Genomic DNA, 20339 nt, shown 5'->3' with positions numbered 1-20339 from the left:
ACAGAGTGGATGCAGTTGTACAGTTCAACGGCCCTGGGGGTCGTTGTCTTCCGGGGAGCCGGAATCATTCTTCCGTCGCGCCTCGTCACGACGCTCAAGCTCTTCCCTGGCCATCTGGCCGGTCCGCCGTGCGGCCTCGTACTCGACGTACTCGTCTTTGTCCATGAGCACGGCGTAGCCGTCGCGGTTGACCACCTTGACCGACTCGTCGATGGCGGTGAGACTCGGGGTCACCGGGTCGGGGATTCTGCCCTCCGTCGCTTCGCTGAGGTCAATCAGCGAGTTGAAACTGACGCCCGGCAGCGGGAATGATGTCCCGTCGGTCCGGACGGCAAGGGCCTTGCCTCCTCGGGTAAATCGTAGTGCGTCGAAGTCCTCCCATGCCAACGACGCCGACTTACGGAAAAGGTACCGCGCCGTGATCCCCTTGTCGTAGAAGGTCGTACGGCACCGCAGGATCCAGACGATGAACAGCAGTGGGAGAACGGGGAGCCAGAACAGGACCGACGGTGCGTAGGCGATGGCCACGATGCTCATCACCAGCATGACGACCGCAGCCATCAGATGTCCCTGATCCACCCGGACCTGGTACGGAAGCCGGTCCTGAGAGGTCTCGTCTTCCCTGTCATCGTGCGTGGAACTCATAACCGTCCATTTAAGCAGCAGGCGGTGGTCCCGACTGCATCGGCTCCCGACTACCCGGCCAGCTGCCGGGCCTAGGTGGTCGGGGACGCTGTGTCGCCGCTGTCGGTACCGCCGGAGCGGTTGAATCCGAACCGGGACGCCGGGTTGCTGGGCTCCTCAGGCTGTGGGGAACTGTCACCGGTGGTGTCGGTCTGGTCGCCGGACTGACCGCCCGTGGTGGTGGGGGACGCGGTGCCTGCGCCGGTGCCTGTGCCGGTGTCCGTGCCGGTGTCCGTGCCGGTTCCCCGGGTGCTGTCGTCGGTGACGGTCCCGTCCTGTTCGGTCGGGGTGGCGTCCCCGGTCTCCGGCGTGGTGACCGCGGTCTGGGGTGCGGGGGCCTCTGTGGTGGGTTCAGTCGTCGACGTCGTCGTCGCCGGCGCCCAACGGTCGGGGGAGAGGATGTTGGAGCTTCCGCTCGAGGGGTTCGTGGACAGCACCGCGAGGATGGCCAGCACGATGATGGCGATGAGGAGGACGGTCGACGACGGCCGGATCCGCCCGCCGAGACTGAGCACCCGGACGAACTTCGACTTCGTGTCGATGTTGCGCCAGATCCCGTTCTCGGCGACATCGGCGGCGACTGCGTCGTAGTCGGTGGCCCCGGGACCGCCCGTCGACGTCTCCGCTGTGCCCTCAGAGTCCTCTGCGTCCTTTGCGTCCTCTGCGTCCTTTGCGTCCTCGAGGGCGGCCGGTGTGAAGTCCGCCGGTCGGGGATCGCCGGCCTGCGGGGCGTCCGTGGTGGTCTTCGCGTCCTTGTCGGACGGGGGAGTGACCGGCGGGAACTCCTGGGTGGGCGGACCGGCGTAGGGGGTCGGACGGTCGCCGGGGGCCTGGAAACGGTCCCAGAATTCGTTGATGAGGGCGGCGCGGATCGCACGCTGTACCTTCCACTGGGTGGCGGGGGCGACATCGACGGTGACGCGCATGCCCACGCTCCACGGCACACCTGCGGCAGTGGGGGCGGTGATGCTCATCGCCGGCATGACCGTGACCTCTCCGAGGATGTCCTCGCGGACGCCGGCTGTGTCGATCGCCCGCTCAGAGACGATTGCGACCGTGTCGGACAGTGTTGTCATGGTGTCGTCGTCGGTCATCGGGATATCCAGGTCGACAACCGCGGACGACCACTGCTGTGAGTAGTTGATGGTCACACTGGCCTGGCTGTTCGGCACGGTGATCAGCTCGCCGTTGGCGGTGCGGATCTGGGTGGAACGCAGGGTCAGCCGGACGACGGTGCCCATGACCTGCTCGCTGACCCCGTCGAAGGAGACGGTGTCGCCGACGCCGTACTGGTGTTCGGAGATGATGAAGAAACCGGAGAGGAAGTCCCCGATGACTGTCTGGGCACCGAAACCGATGGCGGCGGAGACCACGGTGGCGGGGACCGCCGCCCCGACGGCCGAGACGCCGAGATTGGTGAGCACCGTGTAGACGACGAAGAAGTAGGCGACGACCTCGAGGATGTAGACCAGTGCACCCACCAGCGCGAGCTGGCTCTTGGTCTGTTCCTCACCCCGGGTCATCCGCTCGGTGACGATGCGGACGATGAGGCGACCGATGCGGGGGATGAGGATACCGACGATGATCGCCGCCGCGAGCGTCAGTCCGTGGTCGACAATCCAGCTCCAGAAATCGAGCAGAAGGTACTTCCAGTTCATGGGCACCGACCGTAGTCGTCGAATCTGGGAGGACGCTGTTCCGGTCGCCGTCAGCCGCCGCAGAGCGACCACAGAATGGGAACAGGGGTATCAGCGGGTGGGAACAATGTGGCCAACGCGTTGACCCGGAGGGGTGCGGTGGGCTAACCTCACCGGCATGACGATGTTCCGACTTCTCGTACCCGCCGGGCGCTAGAGCCCCTGCGGTAATTTCGCGGAACACTCTGGCGCCCCCGCCCGGCGTACGACACGCCGGGTCAGGGGGCGTCAGTCAGTTTCGGAGCATCTGACTTCCACGACCCATGACCCGAAAAGGAGTGCACGGACTGTGACCGACACCTCACGCTCACACCCCAGTCCCGCCACCGTCGCCGCCACCGGACGCGGCCGTCGGCCCGAGCGCATCAACGGCGCCCAGGCTGTCGTCCGATCGCTCGAAGAGCTTGGAGCGGACGTGGTCTTCGGACTTCCCGGCGGTGCTGTCCTGCCGCTGTACGACGCGATCTACGGGTCGGAGAAGCTCAACCACATCCTCGTCCGCCACGAGCAGGGGGCCGGCCACGCAGCCACCGGCTACGCCCAGGCCAACGGCCGGGTCGGCGTGTGCATCGCCACCTCCGGCCCCGGTGCGACCAACCTGGTGACCCCGCTGGCCGACGCCAACATGGACTCCGTCCCGGTTGTCGCCATCACCGGCCAGGTCGGTACCCATCTGCTGGGCACCGACGGCTTCCAGGAGGCCGACATCCGCGGCATCACGATGCCGATCACCAAGCACAGCTTCATGGTGACCCGCCCCGAGGACATCCCCGCGGCCATCGCGGAGGCCTTCCATGTCGCCAGCACCGGACGCCCCGGTGCCGTGCTCGTCGACATCCCGAAGGACGTCCAGAACGCGGAGCTCGACTTCGTCTGGCCGCCGAGCTACCGCCTGCCCGGCTACCACCCGGTCACCACACCGCACTCCCGTCAGATCGACGAGGCTGCCCGCCTGCTGTCCGAGGCGAAGCGTCCGGTCATCTACGCCGGTGGCGGCGTCCTCAAGGCGGAGGCTTCCGAGGCCCTCCTCGCCTTCGCGGAGGCCACCGGCATCCCGGTGACCACCACGCTGATGGCGCTGGGTACCTTCCCGGAGTCCCACCCGCAGTTCCTCGGCATGCCGGGCATGCACGGCACCGTCCCCGCCGTCGCGGCGTTGCAGAGGTCAGACCTTATCCTGGCCCTGGGCGCCCGGTTCGACGACCGCGTCACCGGTGACGTGGACTCCTTCGCCCCGAATGCCAAGGTCATCCACGCCGACATCGACCCCGCCGAGATCGGCAAGATCCGCGAGGCCCAGGTGCCGATCGTCGGTGACGCCCGCGAGGTCCTCGTCGCCCTGACCGACGCGATGGCGTCCCTTCCGTCCCCGAAGCTCACCGACTGGCGCAGCTACCTCGACGGTCTGAAGAACGACTTCCCGCGCGGCTACGAGTGGCCGGCGGACGGCAAGCTCGCCCCGCAGTTCGTCCTGGAGTCCCTGTCCCAGCAGGCCGGTCCGGACGCCATCTACGTCGCCGGCGTCGGCCAGCACCAGATGTGGGCCGCCCAGTTCGTGGACTACGAGAAGCCGCGTACCTGGCTGAACTCCGGCGGACTCGGCACCATGGGGTACTCCGTGCCCGCCGCCATGGGCGCCAAGGCCGCCTGCCCGGACACCGAGGTCTGGGCCATCGACGGCGACGGCTGCTTCCAGATGACCAACCAGGAACTGGTCACCTGTGCCGTCGAGGGTCTGCCGATCAAGGTCGCGCTGATCAACAACGGCAACCTGGGCATGGTCCGCCAGTGGCAGACCCTGTTCTTCGACAAGCACTACTCGAACACCAACCTCAAGCCGGGCGAGAACTACCTCCCCGACTTCGTGGGTCTGGCCGAGTCCATGGGCTGTGCCGCCTTCCGCGTCACCGAGAAGGACGACGTCGCCGACGTCATCCGCCAGGCACGCGAGATCAACGACCGCCCGGTCGTCATCGACTTCATCGTCGGTGAGGACGCCCAGGTGTGGCCGATGATCGCCGCCGGCGCCTCCAATGACGAGGTCCAGTACGCCCGCGATCTCCGCCCGCTGTTCGACGACGAGAACTCCGCCGCCGAGACGCCGGAGGCCATCCACTCCACCATCCAGGAAGGGGAGCAGAACTAATGTCGCAGATCCACACTCTCAGCGTGCTGTGTGAGGACGTCGACGGCATCGCGTCCCGCATCACGGGAATGTTCACCCGACGGGCCTTCAGCATCATCTCCATCGCCTCGGGACGCACCGAGGTCGAGGGTGTCAACCGCTTCACCATCCAGGTGGAGGGCGAGGACCACGTCATCGAGCAGATCACAAAGCAGCTCAACAAGCTGATCCCGGTGATCAAGGTTTCCCGCCACGACCCGGAGAGCATCGTCTGCCGCAGTCTGATGCTGGTCAAGGTCAGCGCGGACAACTCCAACCGCACCCAGGTCGTCGAGGCTGCCAAGCTCTTCCGCGCCCACGTCGTGGACGTCGGACCGGAGTCCCTCGTCATCGAGGCCACCGGTACCCCGACCAAGCTGCAGGCGATGCTGGAGGTCCTCGAGCCCTACGGCATCCGTGAGCTCGTCGAGTCCAGCCTCACGGCGCTGAGCCGTGGTCCGAAGGCCATGTACCCCGCCAAGCTCTGACCCGCCCCGTATTCATCTTGTGAGACACCCCGTCTCACAGTCTGGTACACATTCTGCTACGATCCAGTGCAGAGTCCGTTACATCCCACGAAAGGTTGTTCTCCCATGGCAATTGACGTTTTCTACGACGCCGACGCTGACCTGTCGATCATCCAGGGTCGCAAGGTCGCCGTTCTCGGTTACGGCTCCCAGGGCCACGCCCACGCCCAGAACCTGCGCGATTCCGGTGTCGAGGTCGTCATCGGTCTGCGTGAGGGCTCCAAGTCCGCCCCCAAGGCCGAGGAAGCCGGCTTCAAGGTCCTCTCCAACGCCGAGGCCACCGCCTGGGCCGACGTCATCATGATCCTGGTCCCGGACACCACCCAGGCCAAGGTCTACGCCGAGGAGGTCGCCCCGAATCTCGAGGACGGCAACGCCATCTTCTTCGGCCACGGCCTGAACATCCACTTCGAGCTGATCAAGCCGGAGGCGAACATCACCGTCGCCATGGCCGCCCCGAAGGGTCCGGGCCACCTGGTCCGTCGTCAGTTCGTCGACGGCAAGGGCGTGCCCTGCCTCATCGCCGTCCAGCAGGACCCGAAGGGCGAGGGCCGCGACCTGGCCCTGTCCTACGCCGCCGCCATCGGTGGTGCCCGCGCCGGTGTCATCCCGACCACCTTCGAGGCGGAGACCGTCACCGACCTCTTCGGTGAGCAGGCCGTGCTCTGCGGTGGCACCGAGGAGCTCGTCAAGACCGGCTTCGAGGTCCTCACCGAGGCCGGCTACGAGCCCGAGATGGCCTACTTCGAGTGCCTCCACGAGCTGAAGCTCATCGTCGACCTCATGTTCGAGGGTGGCATCGCCAACATGAACTACTCGGTCTCCGACACCGCCGAGTTCGGTGGCTACCTCTCCGGCCCGCGCGTCGTCGACGCCGGCACCAAGTCCCGCATGAAGGACATCCTGACGGACATCCAGGACGGCACCTTCACCAAGCGCCTCATCGCCAACGTCGAGGGTGGCAACAAGGAGCTCGAGGGTCTGCGCGCCGATTTCGCCAAGCACCCGATCGAGGTCACCGGATCCAAGCTGCGCGACATGATGAGCTGGGTCAAGAATCCGCTCGACGCCACCGCGTAGTCTTCTCCCTCCGCGGATCTTCCCCCGGGCACTGCACCTGCAGTGCCCGGGGGGATTCTTCTGTGCGGTGACAGCTGACTAATGGAAACGATTACCCTTACCTAAAATAGGTCTTGAACTGCGACGTTTATGTATCTATCCTGGGACTCGTACCGTTAATGAAAATGAGAGGGGCCCTGATGGGTCACGACCACGCCCACGATCATCCGCACGACCATTCGCAGGTCCGGGGGAAGCGGCTCTGGATCGTCATCGGCATCACCTCGGTCATCTTCATCGCCGAGGTCGTCGGCGGCGTCATCTCCGGCTCGCTGGCACTGCTGGCGGACGCGGGACACATGCTCTCCGACGCCGGTGGCCTCATCGTCGCCGCTCTGGCGATGCTCATCGGTTCCCGCCCGGCCACCCGCCGCTCCACCTACGGTTTCCGTCGTGCCGAGGTCCTGGCCGCCGCCGTCAACGCCGGCGCCGTCTGCGTCATCGCGGTGTGGATCGCGGTCTCCGCATTCCGTCGGATGGGGGAGGGGGTCGAGGTCGAGACCGGCATGATGCTCGTCGTCGCGGTCGTCGGTCTGGTCGCGAACCTCGTCTCCGCCGTCATCCTCAACGGGGGACAGGGGGAGTCCCTCAACATGCGCGGCGCCTATCTCCACGTGCTGGCCGATCTGCTCGGCTCGGTGGCGGTCATCATCGCGGCACTGGTCATCAGCGTCACCGACTGGCACTGGGTCGATCCCGTGGCGTCCCTGGTCATCGCCCTGCTCATCCTGCCGCGGTCATGGCAGCTGCTGCGCACCGCCGGCGCGGTGCTCATGGAGCGGGTGCCGGACGCCGTGGATCCGACCGATCTCCAGGAGGAACTGGTCGGCCTCGACGGGGTGGAGCGGATCCACGATCTCCACGTGTGGAGTGTGGACGGGGAGTCTGCGCTCGCGTCCGTCCACGTCGTCGCCGACGGTGCTTCGCAGCAGCAACCGCAGGACGCGGCACAGTGTGCGGTGCTGGACCGTGTGCAGGAGATCTTCCGGGGCCACGGCATCGACCATGCGACCGTCCAGGTCGAGGTACCCGGGCACGAGAACCACGAGGACTCGGTCTGCGGCTGACTGTCAGGGTGAGACGATTCCCACAGGATGGTCACTTTTTCCCGCCCGCATCCCATTGCCGGGGAACGACGTACTAAGCTGTCCGTAGTCGTACGCCACCGCCACCCGGCCGCGTTGCCGGGAGGTTGTCCAGGCGTGGGCCCTGCCATCCGACGCGGTCGTGCCGGGTGGTTCAGGAACATCACACTTTTCAGGAGATCCTGTGAGCCAGAATTCCCGTCCCGTCGTTCTCATCGCCGACAAGCTCGCCCAGTCCACCGTGGATGCCCTCGGAGACTCCGTCGAGGTGCGGTGGGTCGACGGTCCGAACCGCCCGGAACTGCTGGAGGCTGTCAAGGACGCTGACGCCCTGCTCGTCCGCTCCGCCACGACCGTCGACGCCGAGGTCCTCGCCGCTGCTCCCAAGCTCCAGATCGTCGGCCGTGCCGGCGTCGGCCTGGACAACGTGGACATCGAGACCGCCACCGCCAAGGGCGTCATGGTCGCCAACGCGCCGACCTCCAACATCCACTCCGCCTGCGAGCACGCCATCGCCCTGCTGCTGTCGGCCGCCCGCCAGATCCCGGCCGCCGACAAGACCCTGCGTGACGCCGAGTGGAAGCGTTCCTCCTTCAAGGGTGTCGAGATCTTCGGCAAGACCGTGGGTATCGTCGGCTTCGGTCATATCGGCCAGCTGTTCGCCCAGCGCCTCGCCGCGTTCGAGACCGAGATCGTCGCCTACGACCCCTACGCCAACCCGGCCCGCGCCGCCCAGCTCGGTGTCGAGCTCGTCGATCTCGACGAGCTGGTCGCCCGCGCCGACTTCGTCACCATCCACCTGCCGAAGACCAAGGAGACGGCGGGCATGTTCAACGCCGAGCTCCTGGCGAAGTCCAAGAAGGGTCAGATCATCATCAACGCCGCCCGCGGCGGTCTGGTCGATGAGCAGGCTCTCGCGGACGCCATCAGGGGCGGTCAGATCCGTGGCGCCGGCTTCGACGTCTACTCCACCGAGCCCTGCACCGACTCCCCGCTGTACGAGCTCGACGAGGTCGTCGTGACCCCGCACCTGGGCGCCTCCACCGTCGAGGCCCAGGACCGCGCCGGCACCGACGTCGCTGCGTCCGTCCTCAAGGCCCTGGCCGGCGACTTCGTGCCGGACGCCGTCAACGTCACCGGCGGCAAGGTCTCCGAGGAGGTCGCCCTGTGGCTGAACCTCGCCACCAAGCTCGGCAAGGTCGCCTCCGCCCTGCTGGACGCCCCGGTCACCAGCGTCTCCGTCGAGGCCCGCGGCGAGCTGTCCAGCGAGTCGGTCGACGCCCTGGGTCTGTCCGCCCTGCGCGGCGTCTTCGCCGGCGTCGTCGACGAGCAGGTCACCTTCGTCAACACCCCGCAGATCGCCGAGGAGCGCGGCGTGGAGCTGTCCGTCAGCACAGCTGACGAGTCCGTCACCCACCGTTCCGTCCTCGAGGTCAAGGCTGTCGCCGGTGACGGTACATCCGTCGCCGTGATCGGAGCGCTGACCGGCCTGGAGCACGTCGAGAAGATCGTCCGGATCAATGACCGTGGTCTCGACCTGCGTGCCGACGGCCTGAACCTCTTCCTCACCTACAGCGACCAGCCGGGTGCCCTGGGTACCGTCGGTACCTTCCTGGGTCGCGAGGGTATCAACATCAACGCCGCCGCCCTGTCCCAGGATCTCGACGAGGATTCCGCCACCCTCGTCCTGCGCGTCGAGAAGGAGATCCCGGCCGAGCTGGTCTCCCAGATCGGCGAGGCGCTCTCCGCCTCCCGCGCTGTCCAGCTGGACCTGGCATAGTCTGAACTGAACGGTTCCGTACTGAACCCGGACGGGCGCCGCACTTTCCGCAGCGTCTGCCCGGGTTCTGACGTATCCGCCGCCAGAGTTGTAAATAACCCTCTTATATAATAGGATTCTACATCGTGTCGCACAACGACGAAGAGCCGTCTGACGCCAGCATCGGACTCGCCCAGCAGGTGCGTGACACCGTCCGTACCGCAGTCCAGATGACCCGACTTCTCGAGTATCCCGGTGACCTATCCACACCCCAGGTCAGCGTCCTCAACACGCTGTCCTCGGAGCCCGCCAGGATCGGTGACCTCGCCGCTCTCGGCGGTGTCACCCAGCCGGGGATGAGTCAGCTGGTCTCACGCCTGGAAGGTGCCGGGCTGGTGCAGCGGACGAGGTCCGACCAGGACGCCAGGGTCACATTGGTGGAGATCACGGCCGAGGGGCGTAGTGCCCTCGAGCGGGTCAACCGGGAGCGCAACCGCGTCCTCGGCGTCCACCTGGAAAGGCTCTCCGACGAGGAAGTGCGACGCATCCGGGACGGACTCAGCCCGCTGGGAAGTCTGGCTGAGGACGTCGTCCGGGATCTGACAGCAGGAGACGACAACAGGAGGCGATGACCGCGTGGGCGGACATCAGGTGAAGGAACAACGCCCGGCGAGCATGGATGCCGCAACGCTCGAATCAGAGAAGCAGTCCATGCTGCACCAACCGGTCGCTGTCTGGGCCACCGCCCTGGCGTGTGTGTTCGCCTTCATGGGGATCGGTCTGGTCGACCCCATCCTCCCGGCCATCGCCGAGAACCTCGACGCCGGTCCCTCCGAGGTCTCGCTGCTGTTCACCAGCTACTTCGCGGTGACCGCCGTGATGATGCTCGTCACCAGCGCGGTCTCCAGCCGCATCGGCGGCAAGAAGACGCTGCTCGCCGGACTCGCCCTCATCGTCATCTTCGCCGGCCTGGCAGGTACCTCGAACAGCGTCGGTGAACTGGTCGGCTTCCGTGCCGGCTGGGGTCTGGGCAACGCCCTGTTCGTCGCCACCGCGCTCGCCGTGATCGTGGCCGTGGCCACCGGCGGACGTGCCGTCGCGATCATCCTCTACGAGGCAGCCCTCGGTCTCGGTATGGCCTGTGGCCCGCTCGTCGGTGCCGTGCTGGGCCACATGAACTGGCGCGGACCGTTCTTCGGTACCGCCGTGCTCATGTTCATCGCCCTCGTCGTGCTGCTGTGGAAGCTGCCTGAGGTGCCGAAGCCGGCGACGAAGACCGGATTCCTCGACTCCCTCAAGGCCCTGCGTCACGGTGGACTGTTCGGTGTTTCGTTCTCGGCCCTGTTCTACAACTTCGGATTCTTCACCGTGCTGGCCTTCAGCCCCTTCCTCCCGGTCATCAAGGAATCGGGGGAGTACGGCATCGGTCTGATCTTCTTCGGCTGGGGTTGCGCGCTCGCCGTCTGCTCGGTGTTCGTCGCCCCGCTGCTCCAGAACCGGGTCGGCGCGGCCGACACGTCCATGCTCATGCTCATCGGCCTGCTCGTCATCTACGTGGCGCTCGGTCTCGGGCACGACAACAAGGCCGTCGTCATCGTCCTGGTCATCGTCTCCGGTGCGATGATGGGCATCAACAACACCGTGTACACCGAGATGGCCATGAGCGTCTCTGACCACCCCCAGCCCGTGGCGTCCGCCGCCTACAACTTCGTGCGGTGGATGGGCGGCGTCATCGCCCCGTACGCCTCCACGAAGATCGCCGAGCATGCCGACCTTTCCACCCCGTACTACGTTGCCGCGGGTGCTGCGGTGATCGCCGTGGTGGTCATGCTCCTCACCCGCAACGCGGTGGAGGCACACGGCCCCCACGCGGTGTAGCCGGTCTAGCCGAACAGCGCCGTGCCCCAGTCCTCGCCCTCGGCCAGGCCGGGCGGGCAGGCGAAGACCGCCTTGGACTCGTAGCGGACGTACTCGTTCATCTTGTCGCTGTGCGACAGCCGCATCTGGATCGGCGTGAAGTTCACCGACGGTGCCGAGACATAGGCGATGAAGAACAACCCCGCCGACAGGTGCCCCATCGAGTCCGAGCCCTCGATGAAGTTGTAGGCCCGGCGCAGCATCCGCTGGCCGTCGTTCTGGTCGGGGTGGGCCAGGAAGACGTGCGAGTCCTCCGGGATCGCCGGGCCACCGGTACCGAGGTAGAGGTCGAAGGGGACGTCGGCGTTCTCGGCATCCGTCCCGATCGGTGCTCCGGACCCCTTGTAGCGGGCGAAGGTGTGCTGCTGGTCGTCCAGGATCTGGCGGTCCCACACCTCCAGCAGCATCCGGATCCGCCGGACGCACATGTAGGTGCCCCCGGTCATCCAACCGTCATCGGAGACCCACACCATCTTCTCGATGTCGTCGGTCTCGTCGGCGGTGATGTTGCGGGTGCCGTCCTTGAACCCGAAGAGATTGCGGGGGGTGTCCTCCTCCTTCGTGGTCTTCGATGCGGCACCGTAGCCCAGCTGGGACCACTTCACCGCGACCACGCCGGTACCGGCCCGGGTGAGGTTGCGCACCGCGTGGACCGCGACCTGGGGGTCGTCTGCGCAGGCCTGGATGACGATGTCCCCGTCACACAGGGCGTCCTGCAGCTGGTCGCCGGGGAACTTCGGCAACGGTTCCAGTTCCTCCGGCTTCCGGTCCTTCAGACCGAAGCGGTCGTCGAACAGCGACGGTCCGAAACCCACGGTGACGGTGAGATTTCCGGACGCCAGGTCCAGCGCCTCACCGGTGTCTTCCGGAACCTGGTTGAGTAGATTGTCCGGATCGTCGGTGATGTCGGCGTCGGAGTCGGTGAGGGCACCGCCCTCGGTGGTCTGCTCGCCCGTCGTCAACCGCTCAGCCATGGAAGTCCAGGTAGACAGCATGTCCCGCAGTTCATCCCGGTCTTCGGTGAGCACCGTGAACGCCACGATGTGCAGGTGCTCCTGCTGCGCGGTGGTGACGCCGGCCTGGTGGACACCCCGGAAGGGGACCACCTGGCTGTCATCGTCGGTGGAACAGGCGGCCAGTGTACCGACACCTGCGACACCTGCTGTGCCGAGGGCGGCCGCACCGAGCCCGGTGACACCGAGCCCGGTGAGGAAATGACGGCGGGAAACGGGCCGGTCGGACATTACCTGCCGCTCTCCGCTGCCGTGATGACGCCGGTGACCTTGGAGACCTGCTCATTGAGCTGGTCGAGGACGGTGGACAGCTTCTTACGGTCGTCTTCGCCGACCGTGTCGTAGTAGACGAAGCCGTCACCGTCACGGAAGGTGTCCAGCCGCTCCTGGACGGCGTCGAACTTGACGTTGATGTCGGACAGCAGGTCGGCGTCCTTCTCGTCGATGGCGTCCTCCAGGGAGGCGACGGCGGCCCTGGAACCGTCCAGGTTCGCCTGGAAGTCCCAGAGGTCGGTGTGGGAGAAGATGTCCTCCTCGCCGGTGATCTTCGAGGTGGAGATCTCGTCGAGCAGGCCGTGGGCGCCGTTGGCGATGAGGTCTGGGGCGACGGTGAAGTCGTCGGCGTTGACGCCGTCGACGAGCTCGGCGATGTCCTCGACCAGCTGGTCGGCGTCCGCCCTGGTCTCGTCGGTGATCTCGCCCTTCTCCCACAGATCCTTCTCGATCTTGTGGAAGCCGGTCCATTCCTGGCCGTCCTCGAGATCGGCCTCACGCAGGTCGATGCGCGGATCCAGGTCATCCGGGAAGGACTCGGCGATCGGCTCGATGCGCTCGTAGTAGATACGGGTCGGAGCGAACAGGGACTTCGTGGTCTCGATGTCATCGTCCTGGATGGCCTGGACGAAGGTGTCGGTCGCCTCCTGCAGTGCGGTGGTCTGGGACCGCACGTAGCGCAGGTAGCCCTCCACGGCGGCGGTGAGGGTGTCGCTGCCTTCGGTGAGGTCGACCGCGTCGCCGGTGATGTTCAGGTCGTGGCTGATGCCGTCACCGACCATGCCGGGCTTGCAGGTGGCCTGGTAGGTGCCGGCTTCGGGGATGGAGACCAGCAGCTTGCGGGTGGCACCCGGGCCGATGTTCTCGACCTCGCCGACCACGCGTCCACCGTCGGTGTAGACGTAGAACTCGGTGATCTTCTTGCCGTTGTTGGTCACCTCGAAGCTGTTGTTGCCGGTGGTGGCGTCGTAGGCGTCGAGGTCGCAGTTCTCGTCGTCGGCGGTGACGGCGAACGCAGGGGCGTCATCGTCCTTGTCGGCGCAGGCGACCATTCCCAGCGGAAGAGCGATCACCGCCGGAACGGCGAGTGCGGCGCGGGAGATACGGGAGATCTTCATTACTTGGATCCTTTGGTTTTCGTGGGCCGGAAGAAGGCAGGCAGAGCGATGACGGGGAAGACCGCCCAGCCGGTGAAGGCGAGGACCGTCGGGTTCGGGACGATGTTGAACATGCCCTCCAGCAGGGTGGCGTACCAGGTACCGCGCTCCAGGACGTCGGAGATGTCGAAGGCGTAGTTCGACAGGCCCGGCAGAACGTCGGCCTCCTGGAGGTCGGTGATGCCGTAGCGCAGGATGCCGGCGGCGACGAGAATCAGCAGCGCCCCGGTGATCTGGAAGAACATCTTCAGGTTGATCTTCACGGCGCCGAGGTACAGGGCGACGCCGATGACGATGGAGATGCCGACGCCGGTCATCAGCCCGGCGAAGGGGACACCCAGCGAGCGGCTGAAGGAGTCGAAGACCAGCAGTGCGGTCTCGATGCCTTCGCGGGCGACGGCGATGAAGGCGACGGTGGCGACGGCGAACGGGCCCACGGACACGGCCTTCTCCATCTTCCCCTCGAGCTCGGCGGTCATGTTCCTGCTCGCGCCCTTCATCCAGATCAGCATCCAGACCACCAGTGCCACGGTGACCAGGGAGGCGATGCCGCCGATGAGTTCCTGGCCGGTGGTGGTGAGGGTCTTCGTGCCGAAGTGGATGATGAGGAAGACGCTGACTGTCACCGCGAGCGCGGCGACGATACCTCCCCACAACCAGGGGTAGGAGCGGCGCTGACCGGTCTTTTTCAGGTACGCGGCGAGGATGATGACCACCATGGTGGCTTCGAGACCCTCGCGGAGACCGATGAGAGCGTTGGTGTAGAACACTGCGGCTGCTTTCTGATGAATGACGTGCACTGTTACGGCCGTAGTGGGCCGATGCCGACGGACTGCATGATGGTGAGGCTCACCGAAGCTCTGGGGCAAGAGAATGTTAGTCCCGCTGCAGTGGAAGCAAAAGAGGGGGACGGTGTGGGGGTGGTTACTTATCGCCCCGGGGGCTGACTCCGGGGGTGGATCCTGGTCCGGTTTCTCCGGGGCCGCCATGGGCTGACGGTGGGGGAGGCATGGTATTCTGGCTGCACTTTCCAACGATGTGAGACGGATTGACGCTAAGGAGCCCACGGAATGAAACTCGCCGTTATCGCCGGAGACGGAATCGGAACCGAAGTCACCGCCGAGGCGCTCAAGGTCCTCGATGCCGTGACCGGCGACGAGGCCATCGACACCACCGACTACGACCTCGGTGCCCGCCGCTACCTCCGCAACGGCGAGCTGCTCACCGACGCTGACCTGGCGTCCCTCAGGGAGCATGACGCGATCCTGCTCGGCGCCATCGGAGATCCCCGCTCCGTGCCTGCCGGTATCCTCGAGCGCGGCCTGCTGCTGCCGCTGCGCTTCAAGCTGGACCACGCGGTGAACCTGCGTCCCGCCAAGCTCTACCCGGGTTCCTCCTCGCCGCTGGCGAACCCCGGCGAGATCGACTTCGTCGTCGTGCGCGAGGGTACCGAGGGTCTGTACTGCGGTAACGGCGGCACGCTCCGTGAGGGTACCGACCACGAGGTCGCCAGCGAGGTCAGTCAGAACACCTGGTACGGCGTGGAGCGCGTCGTGCGTGACGCCTTCGAGCGGGCGTCCTCCCGCAGCGGGAAGCTGACCCTGGTCCACAAAACCAATGTGCTGGTCAGTGCCGGTGGGCTGTGGTCTCGCGCGATTGACACCATCGGTGCCGGGTACCCGCAGGTCACGGTGGACTACTGCCACATCGACGCCGCGACCATCTACATGGTGACCGACCCGGGCCGATTCGATGTCATCGTCACCGACAACCTCTTCGGCGACATCCTCACCGACCTCGCCGGTGCGGTCACCGGTGGTATCGGCCTGGCGGCGTCCGGCAACATCGACCCGTCCCGGAAGAGTCCGTCCATGTTCGAGCCGGTCCACGGTTCCGCGCCGGATATCGCGGGTCAGGGTATCGCCGACCCGTGCGCGGCGATTCTGTCGGCCGCACTGCTGCTGCGTCACCTCGCCGGCGACGAGGGGCAGGACGCCGACCTCCGTATCGCCCAGGCCGAGAAGATCGAGGCCGCGGTGCTGGCCGAGGCAGGTTCGCGCGACGCCTCGCAGATCCGTACCGCCGAGGTCGGCGACCGGGTCGCTGCGGCTGTGACTGCGTAGGCCTTTCCGATGACCACGCTGTCGCCCGTCACCCTCACCGGTGAGATCGTCCGTCTCGAGCCGCTCAGTCACGACCACACCGCCGACCTGGTCGAGGCGACGAAGGACGGCGAGCTCTGGAAGCTCTGGTACACGCCCGTTCCCGGCCCGGACGGCATGACGGCGGAGATCGACCGTCGTCTCGCCCTGCAGGACGCCGGCTCGATGATCCCTTTCGCCACCCGCGACCTGCGCAGCGGCCGGGTCATCGGCATGACGACGTACATGAACATCGACGGGTCCCTGCCTCGGGTGGAGATCGGGTCCACCTGGAACGCGAAGAGTGCGCAGGGCTCCGGCACCAATGCCGAGTCCAAGTTGCTGCTGCTCACCCATGCCTTCGAGGTGTGGGACTGTGCGGCGGTGGAGTTCCGCACCTCGTGGATGAACCGGCAGTCCCGGGCAGCCATCGAGAAGCTCGGCGCAAAACTTGACGGGGTTCTCCGTCAACACGCCCGCACCCCCGACGGGTCGCTGCGGGACACCTGCGTCTACTCGATCGTCCCCGCCGAGTGGCCGCAGGTCCGGGCATCCCTGAGGTTCCGGCTGGGGTACGGGGTCTAATGGCGGTTCTGGCGAGCTCACCCGGGCTTTTCCGTAGCTGGGCTCGCTGACAGGAGTGGTGGGAGCAGATCCCGCGTCGTGCACACTATGCCGCCGATATTCCACAGATTCGAACGTGTGGTTGACACTGTCCGATGGCTCGGATATACTTTCGGGTAGTGATCAAACTGTCGGTCGATGATGATCCGGACGCTGCGAGGGAGGGAACATGACCACCGCACTGCTGCCACTGGATGCCGAACACCCTGCCCGCGACCTCGTCCAGGCGGTCAACCACGCCGAGTTCGATCTCGTGACCTGGCTGTTGACCATCGACGAAGACCTGCGCCTGTCCACCGTCCTCGCGCTACGCGGCAGGACGCGGGCAGAAGCCTACCGATACGCACACGCTGCCGAACTCGCCGCACGGATGCCGGAGTTGTTCGACCTGCTCGGCGCCGACGGGCGGATCACCGTCGACCACCTCGACACCGTCTGGTCCCAGATCAACCGTCATCTCACCACACTGACCCGGACAGAAGCGCGCCGGCTGGGCCCGGTCATCGACACCGCGGTCGCCGCAGCACTGACCGACTGGATGGAAGCGAACTGCCCCGTCGGACTGGAGGCCTTCGCCCTGGTCGTCCAGGAAACCCTCGCCACTGTGGCCGCCGGCCTGGTCGCAGCCACCGAACTGGCCGAGCAGGACACCCAGCGGCTGACCAAGCGAGGCACGAAACTGGTGCTGGACTGCGGGTCGGAGACCACCGCCACCGCCGTGTGGGGTGCTGTCGGTGACAAGGCCCTGGAACTGCTGCGGGCGGCACGCAAGGCGGCTGAGGATCAGGACGGTACCGAAAGCGACCTCAGCGACCTCAGCGACTTCAGTGCCGCCGTGCCCTCGATGGCGCAGTGCCGGGCACGTGTGCTGCTCGATCAGCTCGGGGACACCCCGGAGGCGATGCGCACGGTGGTCAACCTGTACCGCACCACCGTCGACGGCGTCACCGGTGTCGGTGGCGCGTTTGTCCCGAAGGTCGGTTACATCTCCGAGGTGACCGCCGAGATGCTGGAGTCGGTGGCTGACTATGTCCGCAACCTGCCGAACCAGGCCGAGATCCTCGCCGAGGAGAGTGAGTCCTACCGGTTCCCCACCATGCAGCGTGCGGCGATGGAGGGCCGGGACGGGCACTGCCGGTTCCCGGGCTGTGACATTCCCGCCGACCGGTGCGAGCACGACCATATCGTCAACTCGTGGCACACCAGTCCGGACTCGGACGGTCCGACGGCCGTGATCAACGGGATGTGCCTGTGCCGGCTGCATCATGCCCTGAAAACTGCGGGACTGTGGGCGGCGGAGACCACCGATGGTGGGGTGACGGTGATCTGGACCGGCCCGGCAGGTGTCATCGCGGTGACCGAGGCTGACGGTCCCCTGTCCCCGGCCAGAGCAGGCCCCGAACCCTGACCTGTGCCCTTCCACATACGGAAAGACCCGGCGTCCCTGCCGCCATGACAGACGGGGACGACCGGGCTACGGCTGCGCGATTACGCGATCTTCGCCGCAGCCTCCGTGCCCTGGCGGATCGCACGCTTGGCGTCCAGTTCGGCAGCCAGGTCAGCGCCACCCACGATGGTGACGTCGATGCCGGCAGCCTTCAGCGGCTCCGCGAGCTCCTTCACCGACTCCTGGCCGGTGCACAGCACGATATTGTCGACCTCGATGACGCGGCGCTCCTTGAGCTCCTTCGAGATGACCCTGCCCTTCCTGTCCTTCGTCTCCTCGTAGAAGGCTAGGTGCAGGCCGGCGTCGTCGATCTTCTCGTACGTCGCACCGCTGATCTGCTCGACCTTCTTCCCCCTCACCGAGGCCTTGTGTACCCAGCCGGAGGTCTTGCCCAGCGACTTACCCTGGCGGGACGCCTTGCGCTGGATCATGTACACCTTGCGCAGTGGAGCTTCCGGACGCGGCTTCGTGAGGAAACCGGGGGTCTCAAGATCTTCGGTCACACCCCACTCCTGCTCCCACTCCTTGAGGTTGAGCGTCGGGGAATCCTCGCCGGTCGGGGTGGTGAGGAACTCGGAGACATCGAAGCCGATACCGCCGGCCCCTAGCACGGCGACCCGGTGGCCGATCTCGCGCTCGCCGAGTACGGCCTGGGCGTAGGTCATCACCGAGGGGTGGTCGATCCCGTCGATCTGTGGGATGCGCGGCGTCACACCGGTGGCCAGGATGACATCGTCGAAACCGCCGGCCACCAGATCCTCCGCCGATGCCCGGGTGTTCAGCCGGACATCCACACCACGGACCGCCAGCTGCGTCCGGAAGTAGCGGATGGAGTCATGGAACTCCTCCTTGCCGGGGATCCGGGCAGCTATGGCGAACTGACCGCCGACATGGTCACGGGACTCGAACAGGGTCACCTTGTGGCCCTTCTCCGCTGCAGAGACCGCCGCCGACAGGCCCGCCGGGCCCGCACCGATGACCGCGACCTTCTTCGCCGACCGGGTGGGGGAGAGCACCAGCTTCGTCTCCCGACCGGCCCGGGGGTTCACCAGGCAGGTGACCTTCTTGCCGACGAAGGCGTGGTCGAGGCAGGCCTGGTTGCAGCCGATGCAGGTGTTGATCTCCTCGGACCTGCCCTGCGAAGCCTTGTTCATGAACGCCGGATCGGCGAGGAAAGGTCGGGCCATCGAGACGGCGTCCACCCGGCGGTCGGTGAGAATGTCCTCGGCGACCTCCGGGGTGTTGATCCGGTTCGAGGCGATGAGCGGGATCTTCACCACGTCGGCCAGTCGCTCGGTGAACTTCACGAAGGCACCACGCGGCACCGAGGTGACGATGGTCGGTACCTTCGCCTCGTGCCAGCCGATGTCGGTGTTGATGGCGTCCACCCCGTGGCGCTCGGCACGCTTGGCGAGCAGGGCGATCTCGTCGAAGGTCTGGCCGTCCTTGACGAAGTCGGCGACGGACTGGCGCAGAATGACCGGGAAATCGCGCGGGACCTGGCGTCGGATCTCATCGATGACCTCGACGAGGAACCGCTGCCGGTTGACGGTCGACCCACCCCACCGGTCGGTGCGGTCGTTGGTGTGCGGGCACAGGAACTGGTTGATCAGGTAGCCCTCGCCGCCCATGATTTCCACGGCGTCGTACCCGGCCTTGCGCGCCAGTCGTGCCGCCCGACCGTAGGAGCGGATGGTGTACCGGATCATGCGGTCGGTCATCCGGATGTGCTTGAAGGGGTGGATCGGCGAGGGCTCGGAACCAGGCGCGGCCTTGAACGGGGTCACGCCGTAGCGTCCGGCGTGGAGGATCTGCATGGCGATCAGTCCGCCGGCCTCGTGGACCTTGGAGGTGATCCGGCGGTGGTGGAGGACCGACAGCGGGGTCGCCATGCGTCCGCCCAGCGGCATGAGGTCGCCGGAGCGGGTCGGGGTGATGCCACCGGTGATGATGAGGCCCACGCCACCACGGGCGCGTTCCGCGTAGAACTCGCCGAGCTCGTCGGCGTGCCAGATGCGCTCCTCCATGCCGGTGTGCATCGAGCCCATGACCGAGCGGTTGGGCAGGGTGATACCGCCGATGTCCAGGGGACGGAACAGGTTCGGGAAGGGGGCAGTGGTGTCAGTCATGTCAGCTCTTCTCGGTAGTCAGAGGGAGTCAGGGTCTCGAGTACCTCGTCGCACCAGGCGACGAATCCTTCCTCCATGCGGATGCCGCCGCGCAGGACGAGGTACTGGTGCAGTCGTCGGCCGGTCAGGGCCGTGGGTCCGGACGCGGCCTCGGGGAACTGGGTGACCGCGTAGCCGCGGTACAGGGCCAGTCGTTCGGCGTGGACGGCGCGGTGGTGCCGGACGTCGGTCAGGACGTCAGCCAGGTCGCCGTGTTCGGCGCCGCGCAGTTTCACACCCAGGCTGTCCCGCAGGGTGGGGACGGGGGAGGGCTCGGCGATCCAGGACGCCAGGGCGTCCTCCCCGGCGGGGGAGAGGGTGTAGACCCTCTTGTCCGGACGGCCCTGCTGGGGGACGTCTTCACAGGTCACCAGGCCACGGTCATGCAGGCGGGACAGGGTGCGGTAGATCTGCTGGCGGGTCGCCGGCCAGAAGTGGCCGAGGGACGTGGAGAACTGCCGGCTCAGCTCGTAGCCGGTGCCGGGTCGTTCCGCCAGGGAGATCATGATCGCGTGGTCCAACGCCATGGCAGGCAGTGTAACCGCCATCACATGATTATGTGCA

General features: G+C 66.4%; 17 protein-coding genes. 10 read left to right on the top strand and 7 right to left on the bottom strand.

Translation table 11 applies throughout. From position 1 onward, the window contains the following. Positions 1-24: 24 nt before the first annotated feature. Together ACZ9GM_RS06500 and ACZ9GM_RS06495 are read right to left on the bottom strand one after the other, a co-directional pair. The gene (locus ACZ9GM_RS06500; RefSeq protein WP_291476349.1) at positions 25-561 is read right to left on the bottom strand and encodes a PH domain-containing protein; all 537 of its coding nucleotides are present in this window, start codon (positions 559-561) and stop codon (positions 25-27) included. Between the two features lie 155 nt (positions 562-716). Further along, the gene (locus tag ACZ9GM_RS06495; protein WP_291476348.1) at positions 717-2342 is read right to left on the bottom strand and encodes a mechanosensitive ion channel family protein; all 1626 of its coding nucleotides are present in this window, start codon (positions 2340-2342) and stop codon (positions 717-719) included. 328 nt (positions 2343-2670) lie between these two features. Here ACZ9GM_RS06495 and ACZ9GM_RS06490 point away from each other — a divergent pair, with 328 nt between their 5' ends. From ACZ9GM_RS06490 to ACZ9GM_RS06460, 7 genes are all read left to right on the top strand, one after another. Then, a complete protein-coding gene (locus ACZ9GM_RS06490) occupies positions 2671-4527 on the top strand; it encodes an acetolactate synthase large subunit (RefSeq protein ID WP_476037447.1) in 1857 nt (618 codons plus the stop codon). Further along, the gene (gene ilvN / locus ACZ9GM_RS06485; RefSeq protein WP_291476346.1) at positions 4527-5033 is read left to right on the top strand and encodes an acetolactate synthase small subunit; all 507 of its coding nucleotides are present in this window, start codon (positions 4527-4529) and stop codon (positions 5031-5033) included. The genes ACZ9GM_RS06490 and ilvN overlap by 1 nt, the downstream gene beginning before the upstream one ends. 105 nt (positions 5034-5138) lie before the next feature. Then, complete coding sequence (ilvC, locus tag ACZ9GM_RS06480) at positions 5139-6152, top strand: ketol-acid reductoisomerase (protein WP_014010296.1); 1014 nt, start codon at positions 5139-5141, stop codon at positions 6150-6152. 158 nt (positions 6153-6310) lie between these two features. After that, a complete protein-coding gene (locus tag ACZ9GM_RS06475; protein WP_476037446.1) occupies positions 6311-7258 on the top strand; it encodes a cation diffusion facilitator family transporter in 948 nt (315 codons plus the stop codon). 202 nt (positions 7259-7460) lie between these two features. Continuing rightward, positions 7461-9056: a phosphoglycerate dehydrogenase gene (gene serA / locus ACZ9GM_RS06470; protein WP_291476343.1), complete on the top strand. Its 1596-nt coding sequence runs from the start codon at positions 7461-7463 to the stop codon at positions 9054-9056. 125 nt (positions 9057-9181) lie between these two features. Beyond that, entirely contained in the window at positions 9182-9667 is a 486-nt protein-coding gene (locus ACZ9GM_RS06465) for a MarR family winged helix-turn-helix transcriptional regulator (RefSeq protein WP_291476342.1), read from the top strand. A 43-nt stretch (positions 9668-9710) separates the two neighbouring features. After that, the gene (locus ACZ9GM_RS06460) at positions 9711-10913 is read left to right on the top strand and encodes an MFS transporter (RefSeq protein ID WP_476038320.1); all 1203 of its coding nucleotides are present in this window, start codon (positions 9711-9713) and stop codon (positions 10911-10913) included. A 5-nt stretch (positions 10914-10918) separates the two neighbouring features. Here ACZ9GM_RS06460 and efeB read toward each other — a convergent pair whose 3' ends face one another. The 3 genes from efeB to efeU are packed head-to-tail and all read right to left on the bottom strand — an operon-like array spanning position 10919 to position 14165. Continuing rightward, positions 10919-12196, bottom strand: a complete 1278-nt coding sequence (gene efeB, locus ACZ9GM_RS06455) for an iron uptake transporter deferrochelatase/peroxidase subunit (RefSeq protein ID WP_291476340.1) — start codon at positions 12194-12196, stop codon at positions 10919-10921. Then, positions 12196-13356: an iron uptake system protein EfeO gene (gene efeO / locus ACZ9GM_RS06450; protein ID WP_476037445.1), complete on the bottom strand. Its 1161-nt coding sequence runs from the start codon at positions 13354-13356 to the stop codon at positions 12196-12198. The genes efeB and efeO overlap by 1 nt, the downstream gene beginning before the upstream one ends. Continuing rightward, entirely contained in the window at positions 13356-14165 is an 810-nt protein-coding gene (gene efeU, locus ACZ9GM_RS06445; RefSeq protein ID WP_476037444.1) for an iron uptake transporter permease EfeU, read from the bottom strand. The genes efeO and efeU overlap by 1 nt, the downstream gene beginning before the upstream one ends. A 300-nt stretch (positions 14166-14465) precedes the next feature. On the opposite strand from efeU, the gene ACZ9GM_RS06440 reads away from it, so the two are divergent. From ACZ9GM_RS06440 to ACZ9GM_RS06430, 3 genes are all read left to right on the top strand, one after another. Continuing rightward, positions 14466-15518 (top strand): 3-isopropylmalate dehydrogenase, encoded by a 1053-nt coding sequence (locus ACZ9GM_RS06440; protein WP_476037443.1) that lies wholly within the window; start codon positions 14466-14468, stop codon positions 15516-15518. 9 nt (positions 15519-15527) lie between these two features. Further along, positions 15528-16121, top strand: coding sequence for a GNAT family N-acetyltransferase (locus ACZ9GM_RS06435; RefSeq protein ID WP_476037442.1), 594 nt, complete (start codon positions 15528-15530; stop codon positions 16119-16121). A 208-nt stretch (positions 16122-16329) separates the two neighbouring features. Further along, entirely contained in the window at positions 16330-17568 is a 1239-nt protein-coding gene (locus ACZ9GM_RS06430; RefSeq protein ID WP_476037441.1) for an HNH endonuclease signature motif containing protein, read from the top strand. Between the two features lie 80 nt (positions 17569-17648). On the opposite strand, the gene ACZ9GM_RS06425 is transcribed toward ACZ9GM_RS06430, so the two are convergent. Both ACZ9GM_RS06425 and ACZ9GM_RS06420 read right to left on the bottom strand, forming a co-directional pair. Continuing rightward, positions 17649-19736 carry an NADPH-dependent 2,4-dienoyl-CoA reductase gene (locus ACZ9GM_RS06425; protein WP_291473270.1) on the bottom strand — a complete coding sequence of 696 codons (2088 nt, stop codon included), beginning with the start codon at positions 19734-19736 and terminating at the stop codon, positions 17649-17651. After that, positions 19733-20302: a PadR family transcriptional regulator gene (locus ACZ9GM_RS06420; RefSeq protein ID WP_291473269.1), complete on the bottom strand. Its 570-nt coding sequence runs from the start codon at positions 20300-20302 to the stop codon at positions 19733-19735. Before ACZ9GM_RS06420 ends, ACZ9GM_RS06425 begins: the two co-directional genes overlap by 4 nt. Positions 20303-20339 lie beyond the last annotated feature (37 nt).

The sequence above is a fragment of the Corynebacterium sp. UD i78 genome, assembly GCF_056280545.1.
Note: the sequence above shows the minus strand (reverse complement) of the source record. Positions and strands in the feature narration are given on the sequence as shown.

Coding starts and splice junctions, on each gene's coding strand:
- ACZ9GM_RS06435 (WP_476037442.1), top strand. CDS start 15,528: ATGACCACGCTGTCGCCCGTCACCCTCACCGGTGAGATCGTCCGTCTC.
- ACZ9GM_RS06440 (WP_476037443.1), top strand. CDS start 14,466: ATGAAACTCGCCGTTATCGCCGGAGACGGAATCGGAACCGAAGTCACC.
- ilvN (WP_291476346.1), top strand. CDS start 4,527: ATGTCGCAGATCCACACTCTCAGCGTGCTGTGTGAGGACGTCGACGGC.
- ACZ9GM_RS06425 (WP_291473270.1), bottom strand. CDS start 19,736: ATGACTGACACCACTGCCCCCTTCCCGAACCTGTTCCGTCCCCTGGAC.
- ACZ9GM_RS06500 (WP_291476349.1), bottom strand. CDS start 561: ATGGCTGCGGTCGTCATGCTGGTGATGAGCATCGTGGCCATCGCCTAC.
- ACZ9GM_RS06430 (WP_476037441.1), top strand. CDS start 16,330: ATGACCACCGCACTGCTGCCACTGGATGCCGAACACCCTGCCCGCGAC.
- ilvC (WP_014010296.1), top strand. CDS start 5,139: ATGGCAATTGACGTTTTCTACGACGCCGACGCTGACCTGTCGATCATC.
- ACZ9GM_RS06420 (WP_291473269.1), bottom strand. CDS start 20,302: ATGGCGTTGGACCACGCGATCATGATCTCCCTGGCGGAACGACCCGGC.
- ACZ9GM_RS06460 (WP_476038320.1), top strand. CDS start 9,711: ATGGATGCCGCAACGCTCGAATCAGAGAAGCAGTCCATGCTGCACCAA.
- efeB (WP_291476340.1), bottom strand. CDS start 12,196: ATGTCCGACCGGCCCGTTTCCCGCCGTCATTTCCTCACCGGGCTCGGT.
- efeO (WP_476037445.1), bottom strand. CDS start 13,356: ATGAAGATCTCCCGTATCTCCCGCGCCGCACTCGCCGTTCCGGCGGTG.
- ACZ9GM_RS06495 (WP_291476348.1), bottom strand. CDS start 2,342: ATGAACTGGAAGTACCTTCTGCTCGATTTCTGGAGCTGGATTGTCGAC.
- ACZ9GM_RS06475 (WP_476037446.1), top strand. CDS start 6,311: ATGAAAATGAGAGGGGCCCTGATGGGTCACGACCACGCCCACGATCAT.